The following is a 13,960-nucleotide window of genomic DNA, read 5'->3' on the forward strand; positions in this document are numbered from 1 at the left end:
TCAACGCTGAACCGGTGCGGAGCGAGTGCGAAGCGCCACAGTGGAGGTTCGCGTGCGGGTTGTCCGACGCGCACCCCTCATTCGTCTGAGTTTTCGTGCCGGTATCCGGCCATGCGGGCCACCCCCGACTGCGCTAGGGCCGACGGGGAAAATCAGCCATGCGCGTGAGCGCCTCCGTCACACCCAAGATGCCACCCCTCGGCCGGACGTCAGGCTCACGGCGAGCGTACAACACGGTCACCTCCATGGGGAGATAAGAAGGAGATATTCCGGATTTGGCGATTGCGGGAGGTGCCCAGCTCGAATCGGTCATTCCCGCCCCGTGTGCGGTACAAGGAAGAGAGAGCGCGTTACGGACGATCTCGCTTCGAGGCAGCGGCCGTTCACCCCTTCCGCCGGGATTCCGGGGAAGCGCCGCACGCCCGTCCCGCAGGCGCCTACCGTGGAGTCCGCTCGTCGGCGCGGGCGCGCGTTGGCGTGCTGGGGCGGTGCGGAAGGGGCTGGGCGCCCATCTCCTGTGGCCCGGCGACGCCGACGGCTCCGCCGGTGACGGCCGGGTCCTGCGCGCGACCTGCCCGAGTCCCTGAAGACGCCGCCGACGGGGCGGTGACGCTGTCCGCGGCGGCGATCGCGGCGAGCGGCTGCACGTCGGCCTCGAAGCCCTTGGCGTCCATCCGGACCGGAACCACCCCGGGCCGGGAGTCCTCCTCGTCCCATCGGTCGGCCAACTCCGTCACCGCACACGTCCTCGTCGAGCTCGAACAGCGCCTCAGCCAGGATCCGCTCGCCGTCCTGCTGACGCGGGCGCCGTCCGCCGGACGGCTCACTCGTGCCGCCGTGTCCCTGTGCCTCGCCCTCCCGTCCGCTGTCGGCCGACCGCCGGTCCGCCCCGTCCGCACTCGCCTCCGGCTCCTCGTCGCGCGATGCCTCATCGGCGTAGCGGCGGACGTACACGATCGAAAGGGACGGGGGAGCCCTGCGAGCTGGCTTTCGGTCAACGCGTGCGGCCACTCGCCGCCCAGGGCGGCCCGTTGCGTGCCCGCGGGGCAGTGCGCAGGATCTGCTCCACGGGCGCGAGATGAACGCTTCCGGAGGGGTCGGAGGTGCTGACCATGCCGCACACGGCCCCGGTCCGGACATTGATCACCGCACTGCCGCTGCACCCCGCGCCCACCAGCCCCTCCGCGCGAGGCAGCCACGGCGCGTCGGGCTCCTCGCTGCGCAGATCCGTGCCCTGGTAGCGCAGGGTCGTGGACTGCCTCGCGTGGAAGCTTCCGACGGGGTGGCCGTACGTCCATAGGTCGTCGCCGATCTCCACGACACCTGACGCCAGGACCGGCGGGAGGTCGACGTCCGACGTGCGCGGCCGGAAACCAAGGAGCCGAACCGGTGCGTAGCTGCGACGCCGAGGGGCCCGTGCTCGGTCCGCCGCGTGGGGGCGCCGCCCGTCAAGCCGTCGGCTCGTCCTGGCGTCGGCGTACCATCTCGGTGATCCAGACGGGTGCGAACGGAGACGTGCAGCCCGGGGACGTCGGGTAGTCCTTGAGCACTCCCAGGCGCTCGCCGATGGCGATGGCGCGGGCGCGGTGGGCGGGGTGCTCGATGCCGATCTGGGCCAGGCAGTGGTTCATCGCCCACTGCAGGCGGTCGGGGGCGTCCTTCATCTCCGCCTCGATGACGTCGAGGAGCCCGGCGAGGTCGAGGCCCGCGGGCTTCTTCGCCACGCGTTCGGTGGTGAGCGCCCAGCCCGCGCTCGCGACCACGGGGTCGGCGTCGGCGGACCAGGCAAGGCGCAGCTCCTCGGCGTGCGGATTCTTCTTCACCACGTAGTTCACGAGCCAGTCGTGGACCTTGGGTGTGCGCGCCGCGCGCACCATGGCGTCCAGCTCGTCGCGGCTGAAGGCCTTCGGGCGGCAGATCAGGAGCGCGAGCAGCCGCGCCGCGGTGTCGTCCGTGGCCCAGAGCCCGGTCGCGAGTTCCTGCTGGGTCTTCAGGCGCTTCGCGAGCGCGCGCAGCTTGCCGAGGTTCACCCCGTGGTCGTCGCCGTGCTTCTCGTTCACCGCGCGCGTCTTCGGGTCCTCCAGCGCGGCCAGCTCGGCCATCACCTCGGCGACCGTCGTCCCGGTCGGCGTCGTCTCGGCCACCTCGGTCTCCTGTCCCTCAGGTACGGCTTTCAGCCTAGGCCGGAAGGCGGCGAGCGGCCCTGCGGGGATCCGCCACGGGTGGCGAGGCGGGCGTCCTGCCGTGCCGCGCGAGGGAGCGGCTGGGCCTGCGGATGCGTCCCCCGGGCCCGCAACTCGTCCCCGAACGAGTGAGGTTACGAGAGACACACGGTGCCCTCCGGTATGCCTGGCGGCGGCAATACCGCCCCCCACACCTCCCGAAAGGCCAGTCATGCGCGTCCGCCTCGCCCTCGGTGCCGCCGCGAACACCCTGCTCATCGCGGGCCTCGCCGCCGCCACGCCCGCCCACGCGGGCAGGTTCGACGACCTGACCGTCAACGGCACCGGCACGGTCGCCGCCGACGGCACCATCACGCTCTCCGGCACGTACCGCTGCCTGCCCGACGGCTCCCCGGGCCCGGTGTTCGTCAGCAGCACCCTCGTCCAGGGCGACGAGTCCACCGGCATCGGCGGCACCGCCGCCGTCTGCGACGGCCAGGTCCGCGAGTGGACCAACAGCAGCAAGGGCACCGGTTCCCACTACGAGCGGGGTGAGGCCACCGTGCGGGCCCACCTGATGAAGCTGTCCACGAAGAGCGGCCTGCCGATGCCGCAGCCGCTCGCCCACGAGGAGGCCCAGGTCGAGCTGAGCTAGCCGGAGACGTACGGCAACCGGCGTCATGGCGGTGGCCCGGCCCCTCTCCCGGGGCCGGGCCACCGCCATGACGTCAGGCGTCGAGCGCCGCCAGCTCCGCGTTGGCGCGCTCGGCGACCAGGGCGAGGACGCGCCCGGCGACGGCCAGGTCCTCGGTGGGTATGCCGCCCCAGACGCGGGCGGTGAAGGGGGCGGCCTCCGCTGCCGCGGTGGCGAGCAGCTCGCGCCCCGCGTCCGTGGGAAGGAGGTGCGCGCCGTCCGCGACGAGCAGCCCCTTGGCCACCAGCTCGTCGAGCGTGGCGCGGATGTCGGCCGGATCGGCCTTGAGGGTGTCCCTGACCTGTGCGACGAGGTCCTCCGGCGTCCGCGGGGCAGCGGCCGTGACGGCGGCGCGCAGGGTGATCTGCTGCTGGAACGTGACGCCGTGCCGGGCCAGGACGCGCTCCAGGACGCCGCGCGCGGCGTAGTGCGCCAGACCGAGGGCGCGGGCGTCGGCGAGGGGCGCGGTGGCGGCGGATGCGGTGGTGGTCATGGCGTTCTCCCCTGAGTGATCTCGTCGTTCGGTACGACGGAAGTGGTCGGCGCGGTCGGAGGGTGCGGCGCGGCCGGGGTGAGAGGTGCGTCGAGCAGGGTTCTGAGCTCGTCGGTGAACTCCCGCGTGCGCGGGGCGTCGAGGCCGCCGAGCGGTTCGAGGAGCTGCCCGAGCAACTCCTGGACCACCGCGATGGCCTGCCGGGTGACGGCCTGGCCCTCCTTGGTGAGGGCGAGCTGGACGGCGCGCGGGTCGCGGGGGTCGCGGGCGCGCTCGACGAGCCCGGCCGACTCCAGGGCGCGCGCCAGCTTCGAGACGTACAGCGCCTCCAGGCCGGTGTGGTCGGCGAGCCGCCGCTGACTGGGCCGCTCACCGTCGCGCTGCATGCCGTACAGCGACGCCACCAAGGAGTACTGCGCGTGGGTGAGGCCCAGCGGGGCCACCGCGCGATCGACCGCGACGCGCCATTTGTTGGCGAGCCGCCATACCAGGAAGCCGGGTGTGGGGCACGGTGAACCCTTGCTCATGCCCGATAGAGTACATGGCTACTATGTCCATGGCTACTATTTACTGGGCGTTCCGCCACGGCTGTGGCCTCGGCCCGGGACGGTGTCGAGCCGGGTGAGCCGCGGCCCGAGCGCCGGTGCGCCGCCCCCGGGCCCTCGTGTCGTACCGGAGGCCGGTTGGCCCCTGTCGGAGCCGAGCGCGGGGGAGTAGACCGGAGGTATGGCGCGGTGTGCGTCCGAGGCCACGGATCCTTCGTGGCCTTCGCAGGCTGTTGCCCGGGGGCGTCCCGGACGGAGGCGATGCCGACGGGGCGGCGGCCGCCACCGGGGGTGGTGGCGGCCGCGTGCGTCCGCAGGCGCACTCGGCCTGCGGACGCACTCCTCGACGGGTACCCAGGGGGCGTGGATTCCCTGATGGGCTCGGTACCCGGAGGCCACCGCCCGCTGCGGGTACCCGGTACCGGAACCGTCATGCGCCGTCGCCGCGGAGCCGTTCGCGGAGGGTCACGGGCCGCCCCCTTCGCAGACGAGCCGGGCGACCTCGCGGAGCTTGACGTTGTTCTCCTGGGAGTAGCGGCGCAGCACGTCGAAGGCCTGCTCCTCGGTGAGGCGGTGGCTTCCCATGAGGATGCCCATGGCCTCGCCGATGACGTGGCGGGTGGCGACGGCCTGCTGCATCTGGGCGTGGGTGCGGGCGCTGGAGAAGGCCACCGCCGCGTGGGAGGCGAGGAGCCAGCCGGCCAGCTCGCTGGCTTCGCTGAAGGCGCCGGGCTCGTGGGAGTAGAGGTTCAGCGCGCCGAGGTCCGCGTCCTCGGTGAACAGCAGGAAGCCCATCATGCTGCCCACGCCGAGCCGGTGGGCCCGCGGGGCGTAGGCGGGCCAGCGCGGCTGTTCCTGGCTGAAGTCCGCGATGCGGAAGACCCGGGCGCCGAGGGAGCTGCGGGCGGCGTCGAAGCAGGGTCCTTCCCCCACCTGCCCTTGGAGCCGGTCGCTGTCCACGACCAGTTGGTGGGTGGGGGCGAGCGTCTCCACGTCCTTGCCGTGCAGGACGAGGATGCCCGCCGCGTCGCAGCCCTCCACCAGCTCGGTGGCCGACGCGGTGATGCGCCGCAGGGTGTCGTCGACCGATGTCCGCGCCAGGAGATCCCGCGCCAGCGCCGCCATCTGCTGTGCGAACCGGGCCCAGTCCATGCCGCCTCCGCGTCTCGGCTACGTCCCGGATGAATCGATTACCCAGCTTTCCGCGCCGCCACAAGTGTGCGGGGCGCGCGGTGTCGGCCGCTGTCCCAGGGACGCGTCACGGCCGCCAGTACAGGGCGGGGTCCGGGTGGTCGGTGAACCCGAGGTCGCGGTAGAGGGGCTCGCCGTCGGGGGAGGCGTGCAGGTCGACGCGGGCGGCTCCCTGCTCGCGGAACCAGTCGAGCAGCCCCCGCATGATCGCGCGGCTGTGGCCGCGCCGCCGGTGGGCGGGGTCGGTGACCACGCCGAGGACGAAGCCGATCCGTCCGTTGCGCAGGTGCGGGCCCGGCAGCCGCTGCTCGATGGTGCCGATGCCGCAGGCGGCGAGCCCGTCGTCGCCCTCCACGACCAGGATGCGTACGGCGTCCGAACCCACCTGTTCCTTGAGGACCGTGGCGAGGTGGTGTCGCCACTCCTCGTCCTCTGCCGTGGGGTTGAAGAACTCACCGCCGAGGGTCTCGAACAGCAGCGCCCGCAGGCGCACGAGCTCCGGGACGTCGTCCCCCACTGCCTGGCGTATACGCGACATGTAATGACCCTATGGCGTGGTGAGTTCTTACGGCAAGGGGTGTCTTGTCAGTCCAGGAACGCCGTTACGGTGTCCACGAAGCGCTGCGCGTCGTCGAGCCACGGGTGGTGCCCCGCGCCCGGCTGCGTCACCAGCTCGGCGCGCGGGAACAGCGCGGCGAGCTCGGTCATGGCCGGGGGCGGGGAGTTGAGGTCCACCTCCCCGGCGAGCAGCAGGACCGGCGCGGTGAACCGGGCGAGCGCCACGCGGGTCTCGGCCGGACGGAAGGCGCCCTCCGCGCTGAAGGCCCGGACGACCTCGCTGTTCTTCTGCTCGGCGTCGGCGGCCTGGAGGGCCTGCGCGGCCTCGTCCCACCGGCCGTGCAGGAAGGGGGCGATGGCCTCCCAGGAGCCGCCCGTCGCCCGCCCCGCCGTGATCGCCTCCAGGGCCGCGTACGCCTCCGGGAACCAGGGCTCGTCGGCGCGCAGCCGCGCGGTCCTGCGGCGCACGTCCGCGCTGATCTCGATGCCGACGGCCAGGACGCTCGGCGTGATCAGGGTGAGCGTGCCGACGCGGTCCGGGTGCTCGCTCGCGTACTGAATCGCCACGTTCGCGCCCGCGCAGTGCGCGAGCAGGTCCATGGTCTCCAGGCCGAGGTGCTCGCGCAGCGCCTCGACGTCCGCGACGAGCCGGTCGCTGCGGCAGCTGCCGAGGTCCGCCGGGACCTCGGACCTGCCGGTGCCGCGCAGGTCGAGCGTGACCAGCTCCCGGTGCGCGGAGAGCCCACCGAGATCGCCGAGGTAGACGGAGTCCCGCATGCCACCGGGCAGGCAGACCAGCGGCGACCCGGCACCGGACACGTGGTAAGCGATCTTGGTTCCGTCGTACGAGGAGAACGTAGGCATGGGCGCGACCTTGTCAGGGGCGGGCGGGGCGGGCAAGTGGATTGGATGCTCGGGCCCGGGCCCCTGCCTCGGGTCAGGCGATCGCCCCGGCCACCCCGGTGCGGCCCTCCGGGACCCCGGCGATGGTCACGATGGTCTGGCGCCGGATGTCCTCGCCCAGGACGTCGGCCATCGCGTCGGTGATGGCGGTGACCAGGCGTGCGGGGGCGTCCGGTATCTCCGGGACGTGGTACGCGGCCTCGCGCATGCTGAGGGTGACGAGCGGCGCGTCCTGGTCGGTCGGGACGCCGCCGATGCCGCGGCGGCCCTGGGGGATGCCGATCAGGTCGACGCCGACCAGGCGGCGGAAGTCGGCGCCGTAGACCTCACCGACCGCGTCGGTCAGGGCGCTGATGAGCTTCGGTTCGACCGTGCCGTCGAGGGCTTCCTCGCGGATGTGCACGCTGAAGTGAGGCATGGGGAGGCTCCGTTCATGCTGTGCGTACGATGGAGTGGGGTTGGCTCTGTTAGTAAAACAGCTTTGTCATCAAAGGTAAATGGTGGAGTGTGGGATGGCGGCGTCCGAGGTGTCCAAGGCGTCCAAGACGCGTGGCGGCGGCGAGCGGGGCGCGAGTGAGGCGGGCGGTGAGCCGGGGCCGGAGGTGGCGCCGGGGGGAGTCGATGACGCCGTACGGTCCCTGTTGCTGCTCATGCCCCGGATGGTGGGCCGGGCCAAGAAGATCCCCGTACCGGAGGCGCTGCGGTCCTTCGCCCTCGCGCCGCGTCATCTCTCGCTGCTCTCCTACCTCCTCTTCGACGGGCCGCTGACCGTCAATGCGTTGGCCTCGCGGCTGGAGATCGCCCCGACCACGGCGAGCCTGCTGGTCGGTGACCTCAGCCGGAAGGGCATCCTGGAACGCCGCGAGGACGAGGCCGACCGGCGCCGCCGGATCATCGCCATCGCGCCCGAGCACCAGGAGGCGATCGCCGCGTGGCTCGCCCCCGGAGCCGCCGCGTGGCGCACGGCGCTGGCTCCGCTGACGCCGGATCAGCGGCGGATGTTCGTCGATACGCTCCTGGCGTACGAGGCGGCCGTGAGCCGTGAGCCGTGAGCCGTGAGCCGTAGGCCGTGAGTCGTCCTGTTGGGCGCGGCGGTGACGTCAACTGGCTTGGCACTAAGGTGAGACGGTGACTTCGCCCCCGAACGACCCGTCGGCCGACCTGCCGAAAGAGACCTCGGTAGACGCGCCGACAGACTCATCCGCAGGCCCGCCCACGGGCCCGTCGACCCTGATCGGCGATGACGACCGCGAGGCCGCGGCGGCGCGCCTCCAGGACGCGTACGCCGGTGGATACATCGCGCACGAGGAGATGGACGACCGCCTCCAGCGGGCGCTCACCGCCAGGACGCGGGAGGGCCTGGCGGCGGCGCTGGCCTCGCTTCCGGAGCCGAAGGCGGAGGCCGCGTCCACGATCGCCGCCGGCAGCGGGCGGATCAAGCGCCGGGGCGCGTGGCGGGTACCGAGGACTCTCAAGGTCGCGTCGCCGTTCGGCAAGGTGCACCTGGATCTGTCCCGGGCGGTGATCGAGCATCCGGTGGTGGACATCGAGCTGGCCATCGGCACGGGCAGGGCCAAGATCACGGTGCCGCGCGACGCGATCGTCGACATCGGCGCGCTGCAGGCCGGGTGGAAGGAGCCTCGCTACAAGGCCCCGCGGCGCACCGCCCCCGGCGGACCGACGATCCGGATCAGCGGAGCCATGGGCTTCGGGCGGCTGAGGGTCCGTCACGCCTGGCGCTGAGAAGTCGCCCGGGCGCGTGCATGCGTTGGGCGGATCTCGGTCACCTCCCCGCCGTCACCTCGCTACCGTTGCGGCGAGCATGCGGACGGGCCCTAGGGGGACCATGACGGACCATGCGTATGGGGCCCGGCTGCGGGACTACGCGCTGAAGGTGCTGCACGAGTGGCAGTTGGCTCCGACCTGGCAGCCCGGCCTCCAGCTGCGTGCCGCCTCGCTGAGCAACGCCAGGGACTACGCGGGGCGGTTCCTCCTGGAGCTGCTGCAGAACGCCCACGACGCGCACCCCAAGGACCGCGGCGACGGCCGGGTGCACGTCCTGCTCGACGAGGACGAAGGAGAGGCGGGCACGCTCTACGTCGCCAACGGAGGCACTCCGTTCACCTGGTCCCGAGTCGAGGCCGTGTGCAAGTTCGCCCGCAGCGACAAGCCGATCGGGGAGGGCATCGGCAACAAGGGGGTGGGGTTCCGCAGCATCCTCCAGATCACCGAGGCCCCGGAGATCTACAGCGCCGCGTCGGCGGGGCGGGAGCCCGGCCCGCTGGACGGCTACTGCTTCCGCTTCGCGCGCCGGGACGACCTGGTGGAGCTGCTCCAGGACGAGCGGACGGCGCGACGGGCGCACGGTGAACTGCCGCCGTTCCAGGTGCCGTTCCCGGTCGCGGAGGTGCCCGGGGTCTGCGCCGAGCTCGCCACCCTCGGGCACGTCACCGTGGTGCGCCTGCCGCTGCGCGGCGAGGCCGCCCTCGACGAGGTGCGGCTGCGCCTGCGGGAGCTGGCCGAGGCCAAGGCGCCGGTCATGCTCTTCCTCGACCGGCTCGCCGGGCTGACGCTGGAGTGGCGGGGCGGCGGTGAGGTGCGGCAGGTCCATGAACTCGCCCGTGCGGAGCAGCCGTTCGCCCTCCCCTCAGGGGAGCCCCTCCGGCCAGGGAAGCCCCTCCGGTCAGGGGAGCCCCTCCGGCGCGCCGCGCCCGAAGCGCTCCCGCCCCACCCCGCCGAAGCTCACCCCGCCGAGCCCCGCCCCGCCGAGCCCCGCACCGAAGTCACCCTCGCCCACGTCACCCTCGAAGGGACCGGGGACTTCCTCGTCGCCCGCGGCCAGGTCTCGCCCGAGCGGCTGCGGCGCACCGTCGCCGAGGCGACCGGCCTCGGCCTCCTCGACGAGGCCTGGCTGGAGTGGAGCGAACCCGCCGTCATCGAGGTCGCGGTGCCGCTCGCCGCGGGCAAGGCGCGCCGCGGCCAGACGTACACGTTCCTGCCGCTGGGCGACAGCGCGACCGCGCCCCTCGCCGCCCACGTCAACGCGCCGTTCTTCACCAAGATGGACCGGACGGGCCTCGACGCCGAACACCCCCTGAACGCCATGCTGTTCGACGCGCTCGCCGAGACCTGCCTCGCGGCCGCCGAGCGCCTGCGCGCGGCACCGGACCCGCGCCTGCGCCGCCTCGCCGTGGACCTGGTGAGCTGGGAGACCGGCAGGCGCAAGGCCACTCTCCTGGTCACGGCGGCCCGGCACGTGCACGGCCGCGAACTGGCCGACGTACCGCTCGTCCCCGTACTCACCGCCGAGGGCGCGCCCCCGCACACCGCCTGGGCCGCGCCCCGGCAGGCCGCCCTGTGGCCCGACCACGACCTGGCCGTCCTCACCGCGCGGCGCGCCCACGACGCCGGTGCCGTGGTCGCGGACCCGGACGTCGGCGGCGAGCGGCTCAAGCGCCTCGCCTCCGTGTGCAAGGCCCTCGGCTGCCCCTGGGAACCCGCGCCCGAGGCCCTCGCCGAGCACGTGGAGCGCATGATCGCCACGCTCCCGCTGCCCGGACCCGGCGACGCCGTCGAAACGTGGGACGACGTGTACGACGACATGGCGGCCCTCTTCCAGGACGACGGCACCGTCCTGCGCGGACGGCGGATCCTCCTGGCCGACGACGGGACACTGCGGCACGCGGGCGGCGAGGTGCGGCCCGCGGGCCGCGGCGGGCGCCGGGCCCGCCGCGAGGCCTTCTTCCAGCCGGTGCGCGGCGACCTCGGCGGCGAGGCGGACGCCCTCGCGGTCCCCGCCGTGCTCGGCAAGCGGCTCTTCTCCCTCCACCCCGGCCTGACCTGGACTGGCACGACGCGGCGCGCCCGCCGCCAGCCCGCCCGCTTCTTCCTCGAACACGCCGGTCTGGTACGCCCCTTCGACGTGAGAAGCCTGCTGGAACACGTGCGCGGGGCCCTCGCGGAGAGCAAGGACCGCAAGCTGCGCGACCAGGCACTCCGCTTCGTGTTCCGGCTGTGGCGCTCTCGCCGTACGACGAGCGGGATGGCCGTCGGCGGCCTGGGCCTCTACGTCCCCGCCGCCGACGGGACGCCGATCAGGGCCGCCCAAGCGGTCTTCGGCCGGGGCTGGGACGGCACCTGCGGGGACGACCTCGTCGTCGTGGTCGAAGCGGGCCAGGAGGCGTCCCCGAGCCTCAAACGGATCGCCAGGCGCCTGACCGCCCCGCCGGAGGCGTTCCTCAGGCGCGGCGAAACCGCCCAGGAGTGGCGGGAGTTCCTCCTCGAAGCGGGCGTGAGCGACGGCCTCTGCCCGGTGTACGCCGCCAACGCCGTGCGCCGCGAGTACGGCCAGGACCTGGTCGCCGCCCGCCTGGTGCGCCTGGCCAACGTGCCCCCGGGGGTGGCCGCGCAGTGGGAGCCGCACATCGGCAGGGCCTCCTCCAGCGCCTGGTACCCGCAGACGCCCTACGAAGGCAGCCCCGCCTTCTGGCTCCCGGGGCAGGACGTCGTCGGACGGCTCGGCGAGAGCGCCCGCCTCGCGTACGCGCGACTCGTCCTGCACGGCCTCGCCGAGTGGCCGGACCGGTACTTCACCAGCACGTGGTCCAGCGCGGGCAGCCGCAGGGACGACCGGGAGCGGGTGCGGACCCCGCTGGCCGCCTTCCTCAGGGAGCAGCCGTGGCTCCCGGTGCGCGGACGCGGCAGGACCGTGCGATTCGTCCGCCCCGCCGACGCCTGGTACTGCCCGCCCGGGCTCGACGAGGAGCCCTTGTACGCGCCGGGCGTCGACCGTCGCGTACGCCCCCTCATCGAGCCGCAGCAGACGGGCGTGCGGCTGCGCTCCCTGGGACTTCCGACGTGGGACGACCCCCGTGACAGCGCCCGGCTCGTCGCCGCGCTCGGGCGGCTCGTCGCCGACGGCGAGGTCGGCGGCGAGGACCGGCCCGCCGCGCAGCGCGCCAACGAACGCGCCTGGAAGCACCTCGTCAAGCAGACGTCCGCCGCCCTGCCGGACGACGCGTGCGTCCTCGCCGAGGCCGGGGAGCGGCTGATCGCGGTACGACTCTCCGAACTCGGCGGCCCGGCCACCGCGTCCTCCACGGCCGGGGAGGCGCCTGCCGCGTCCGGCGATGCGCCCTGCGACCACGGCGGCCCGGTCTCCGGCCCCGGCAGCCCGCACTCCGTGCTGTACGTCAGCGGGGAGCGCGAGAGCCTCACCGCGCGGCTCGTACGGGAGATGGGGCGGCCGCTGCTCGTCGTGCCCGGCGTCGCCGCCGAGGCCGCCGCGCGCCTCGGCCGCCCGGACGCGGTCCGGCACGTCGACGACGCCGCGTTCTCCGTGACCGTGGACGGCGAGGTCGTGAACGCGGCCGCCCTCGGCGAGCCCCTCGTCGAGGAGCTGCCCTGGCTCACCCTCGCGGCGGGCGTGCTCGCCGACCACGTGGCGGACGGGCCCCGGCCGAGCGACGCCGAACTCGCCGAGCTGACCGCCGCGGTCCGCCGGATCCGCCTGCACCGCTACCGCACCTGGGAGATCCGGCTCGACGGCAGGCCGGTCACCATGCCGGACCGGCTCGGCGGGGTCCTGCCCCTGCCCGACCCCAAGCACCCGCTGCTGCTCACCCGGGACGCCGACCCCGGCTGGGCGGAGACGGCCCGGCTCGCCCCCGCCCTCGCCGATCTGCTCGGGCACCGCGACTTCGGCATCCGGCTGCGCCTCGCCGCCCTCCACCTCGCCTCCTGCCACGCCGATCCACGCACGCCCGCGCCGGACGAACTCGCCGACGCCCTCGGCGTCACGCGCTCCCAGGTCGAGGAGACGGGCCGCCGCATCGACGGGGCGATCGGCGGGGTCCTGGAGCGCTGCTTCCCCTTCCTCGTCCACCTCCTCGGCTCCGCCGCGGCCGAGGCCCTGACCGTGCCGCCGCCCCGCGACACCAGGGAGTTCCAGAGCGCCCTCGACGGCTGTGCCGACGAACTGCCGCTGCCGCCCGAGGAGTTCATCCGCCTGGCCCGCACGGCCCGTGACCTCGACGAGCTGCGGCTGCTCCTCGACATCGACTTCGCCGCGTTCAACGAGACCCTGGGAGCCCTGCCGCGCCTCGGCCGCATCAGCCACGCCGAGGCCCACGAAGAGGCGGTGCGCGGGCATCTGGACCTGCACCGCAAGGCGCTCGTGAACCGGTTGCGCCGGGCCGCGCAGGGCGCCTTCGACGCGCGCGAGCCGCTGCCCGACTGGCCGGTGCTGCGCACCCTGGACTGGATCACGGCCCCGGAGTCGTGGGAGTACACCGTGGACACCGCCGACACCCCGCTGATCGCGGCCCACGTCGAGGCCCAGCTCACGCTGCGCCTGGGCGCGCCCGCGCCCCGCGAGGGCGCCCACCTGCCCCCGGTCGACCAGGTCCGCAGCGGCAACCGCCGTGCGGTCGCCGAGGCCGTCGCGGACCTCGTGGCCCTGGTGCGGGCGGCCCGGCACCCGCTGCCCGCACCCCTGGCCGGGGCGAACCCGGCCGAGGCCGTCACCGACCGCCTCGACGCGGCCGGAGCCCTGGACTTCCGGCTCCTCGAACCGGACGACGTCGTCGGCTGGCTCGCCGCGCTCGGCCACTGGCCGGACGGCATGCCCGCGACCGTCGACCTCGGCGCCCACGGGCTCACCCCGACCGCCCTGGACCGGGTGCGGAACGCGGCGGAGCACGAGCGCCGCGCACGGGAGCGCAGCCGACGCACCCTCTCCGTCGGCGGCAAGGACATCGACCTGCGCGCGGACGACCTCACCGACCTGACCGCCGCGCTCCAGGGCGCCCTGGACCGGGACGCCATCCCCGCCCTCGGCGGCGGCCGCGTCGCCTTCACCCGGCCCCAGGAGCTGCCGCCCGCCCGCCGCCCGTCCGGCGGCGGCCGACGCGGGCCCGGCGGCCGGGGCGGCGGCGCGGACGCCGGGCTCTCCCCGGCCCAGCGCGACGCCATCGGATACATGGGGGAGTGGTACGCCTACCACTGGCTGTGCCGGGGCTACCCGGATGCCGCCGACGAGACGAGCTGGGTGTCCACGAACCGCAGGCGGCTCTTCCCCGGCCCGGCGGGCGACGACGGCCTCGGCTACGACTTCGCGGTGGGCTCAGGGCCCCGGCCGTTGATGTTCGAGGTGAAGGCGACCCAGGGCGACGGCGGCCAGCTGGAACTCGGCGAGAGCGAGGTCCGCGCGGCCCAGCGGCACGCGGCCACCGACCGCTGGCGGCTCCTGGTGGTCACCTCGGTCCGGGAGCCGGGGCGGGTGCGCGTCCGCATGCTCCCGAACCCCTTCGGCAGGCGCGGCCGCGGCCGCTACCGCGAGGAGGGCGGCGCCCTGCGCTTCTCCTACCGGTGGTGACCGGAACCGCTCTCCATCCCGCCGCCCACCGCCCGCCCG

Annotated in this window: 13 protein-coding genes; 4 read left to right on the top strand and 9 right to left on the bottom strand. The window is 74.2% G+C overall.

Going from position 1 to position 13,960, the window contains the following annotated elements:
• Positions 1 to 437: 437 nt before the first annotated feature.
• From ACIG3E_RS28885 to ACIG3E_RS28895, 3 genes are all read right to left on the bottom strand, one after another.
• Positions 438 to 737, bottom strand: coding sequence for a hypothetical protein (locus ACIG3E_RS28885; RefSeq protein ID WP_399622338.1), 300 nt, complete (start codon positions 735 to 737; stop codon positions 438 to 440).
• A gap of 257 nt (positions 738 to 994) precedes the next feature.
• Positions 995 to 1,318: a hypothetical protein gene (locus ACIG3E_RS28890; protein WP_399622340.1), complete on the bottom strand. Its 324-nt coding sequence runs from the start codon at positions 1,316 to 1,318 to the stop codon at positions 995 to 997.
• A gap of 130 nt (positions 1,319 to 1,448) precedes the next feature.
• Positions 1,449 to 2,102 (bottom strand): DNA alkylation repair protein, encoded by a 654-nt coding sequence (locus ACIG3E_RS28895; protein ID WP_399622555.1) that lies wholly within the window; start codon positions 2,100 to 2,102, stop codon positions 1,449 to 1,451.
• Between the two features lie 292 nt (positions 2,103 to 2,394).
• Between ACIG3E_RS28895 and ACIG3E_RS28900 the strand changes: the two genes are divergently transcribed.
• The gene (locus ACIG3E_RS28900) at positions 2,395 to 2,817 is read left to right on the top strand and encodes a DUF6299 family protein (protein WP_399622342.1); all 423 of its coding nucleotides are present in this window, start codon (positions 2,395 to 2,397) and stop codon (positions 2,815 to 2,817) included.
• A 73-nt stretch (positions 2,818 to 2,890) separates the two neighbouring features.
• Here the strand turns inward: ACIG3E_RS28900 and ACIG3E_RS28905 are convergent, their stop codons facing one another.
• The 6 genes from ACIG3E_RS28905 to ACIG3E_RS28930 all read right to left on the bottom strand — a co-directional run bounded on the left by ACIG3E_RS28905 (position 2,891) and on the right by ACIG3E_RS28930 (position 6,964).
• A complete protein-coding gene (locus ACIG3E_RS28905) occupies positions 2,891 to 3,349 on the bottom strand; it encodes a MarR family transcriptional regulator (RefSeq protein ID WP_399622344.1) in 459 nt (152 codons plus the stop codon).
• Positions 3,346 to 3,876 carry a MarR family winged helix-turn-helix transcriptional regulator gene (locus tag ACIG3E_RS28910; RefSeq protein WP_399622346.1) on the bottom strand — a complete coding sequence of 177 codons (531 nt, stop codon included), beginning with the start codon at positions 3,874 to 3,876 and terminating at the stop codon, positions 3,346 to 3,348. Before ACIG3E_RS28910 ends, ACIG3E_RS28905 begins: the two co-directional genes overlap by 4 nt.
• Positions 3,877 to 4,359: 483 nt before the next feature.
• Positions 4,360 to 5,046 (bottom strand): GAF and ANTAR domain-containing protein, encoded by a 687-nt coding sequence (locus ACIG3E_RS28915; protein WP_399622348.1) that lies wholly within the window; start codon positions 5,044 to 5,046, stop codon positions 4,360 to 4,362.
• Positions 5,047 to 5,152: 106 nt separating this feature from the next.
• Complete coding sequence (locus tag ACIG3E_RS28920) at positions 5,153 to 5,623, bottom strand: GNAT family N-acetyltransferase (RefSeq protein WP_399622349.1); 471 nt, start codon at positions 5,621 to 5,623, stop codon at positions 5,153 to 5,155.
• 47 nt (positions 5,624 to 5,670) lie between these two features.
• Positions 5,671 to 6,507, bottom strand: a complete 837-nt coding sequence (locus tag ACIG3E_RS28925) for an alpha/beta fold hydrolase (protein WP_399622351.1) — start codon at positions 6,505 to 6,507, stop codon at positions 5,671 to 5,673.
• A 73-nt stretch (positions 6,508 to 6,580) separates the two neighbouring features.
• Complete coding sequence (locus ACIG3E_RS28930; RefSeq protein ID WP_399622353.1) at positions 6,581 to 6,964, bottom strand: hypothetical protein; 384 nt, start codon at positions 6,962 to 6,964, stop codon at positions 6,581 to 6,583.
• A 232-nt stretch (positions 6,965 to 7,196) separates the two neighbouring features.
• Here ACIG3E_RS28930 and ACIG3E_RS28935 point away from each other — a divergent pair, with 232 nt between their 5' ends.
• The 3 genes from ACIG3E_RS28935 (at position 7,197) to ACIG3E_RS28945 (ending at position 13,921) form a co-directional block, all read left to right on the top strand.
• Entirely contained in the window at positions 7,197 to 7,598 is a 402-nt protein-coding gene (locus tag ACIG3E_RS28935) for a MarR family transcriptional regulator (protein WP_399622556.1), read from the top strand.
• 178 nt (positions 7,599 to 7,776) lie between these two features.
• Complete coding sequence (locus ACIG3E_RS28940) at positions 7,777 to 8,289, top strand: DUF1707 domain-containing protein (protein WP_399622558.1); 513 nt, start codon at positions 7,777 to 7,779, stop codon at positions 8,287 to 8,289.
• A 103-nt stretch (positions 8,290 to 8,392) separates the two neighbouring features.
• Positions 8,393 to 13,921 (top strand): sacsin N-terminal ATP-binding-like domain-containing protein, encoded by a 5,529-nt coding sequence (locus tag ACIG3E_RS28945; RefSeq protein ID WP_399622354.1) that lies wholly within the window; start codon positions 8,393 to 8,395, stop codon positions 13,919 to 13,921.
• Positions 13,922 to 13,960: the final 39 nt, after the last annotated feature.

The organism is Streptomyces sp. NPDC053474 (genome assembly GCF_044544845.1).
Taxonomy (GTDB): Bacteria; Actinomycetota; Actinomycetes; order Streptomycetales; family Streptomycetaceae; genus Streptomyces.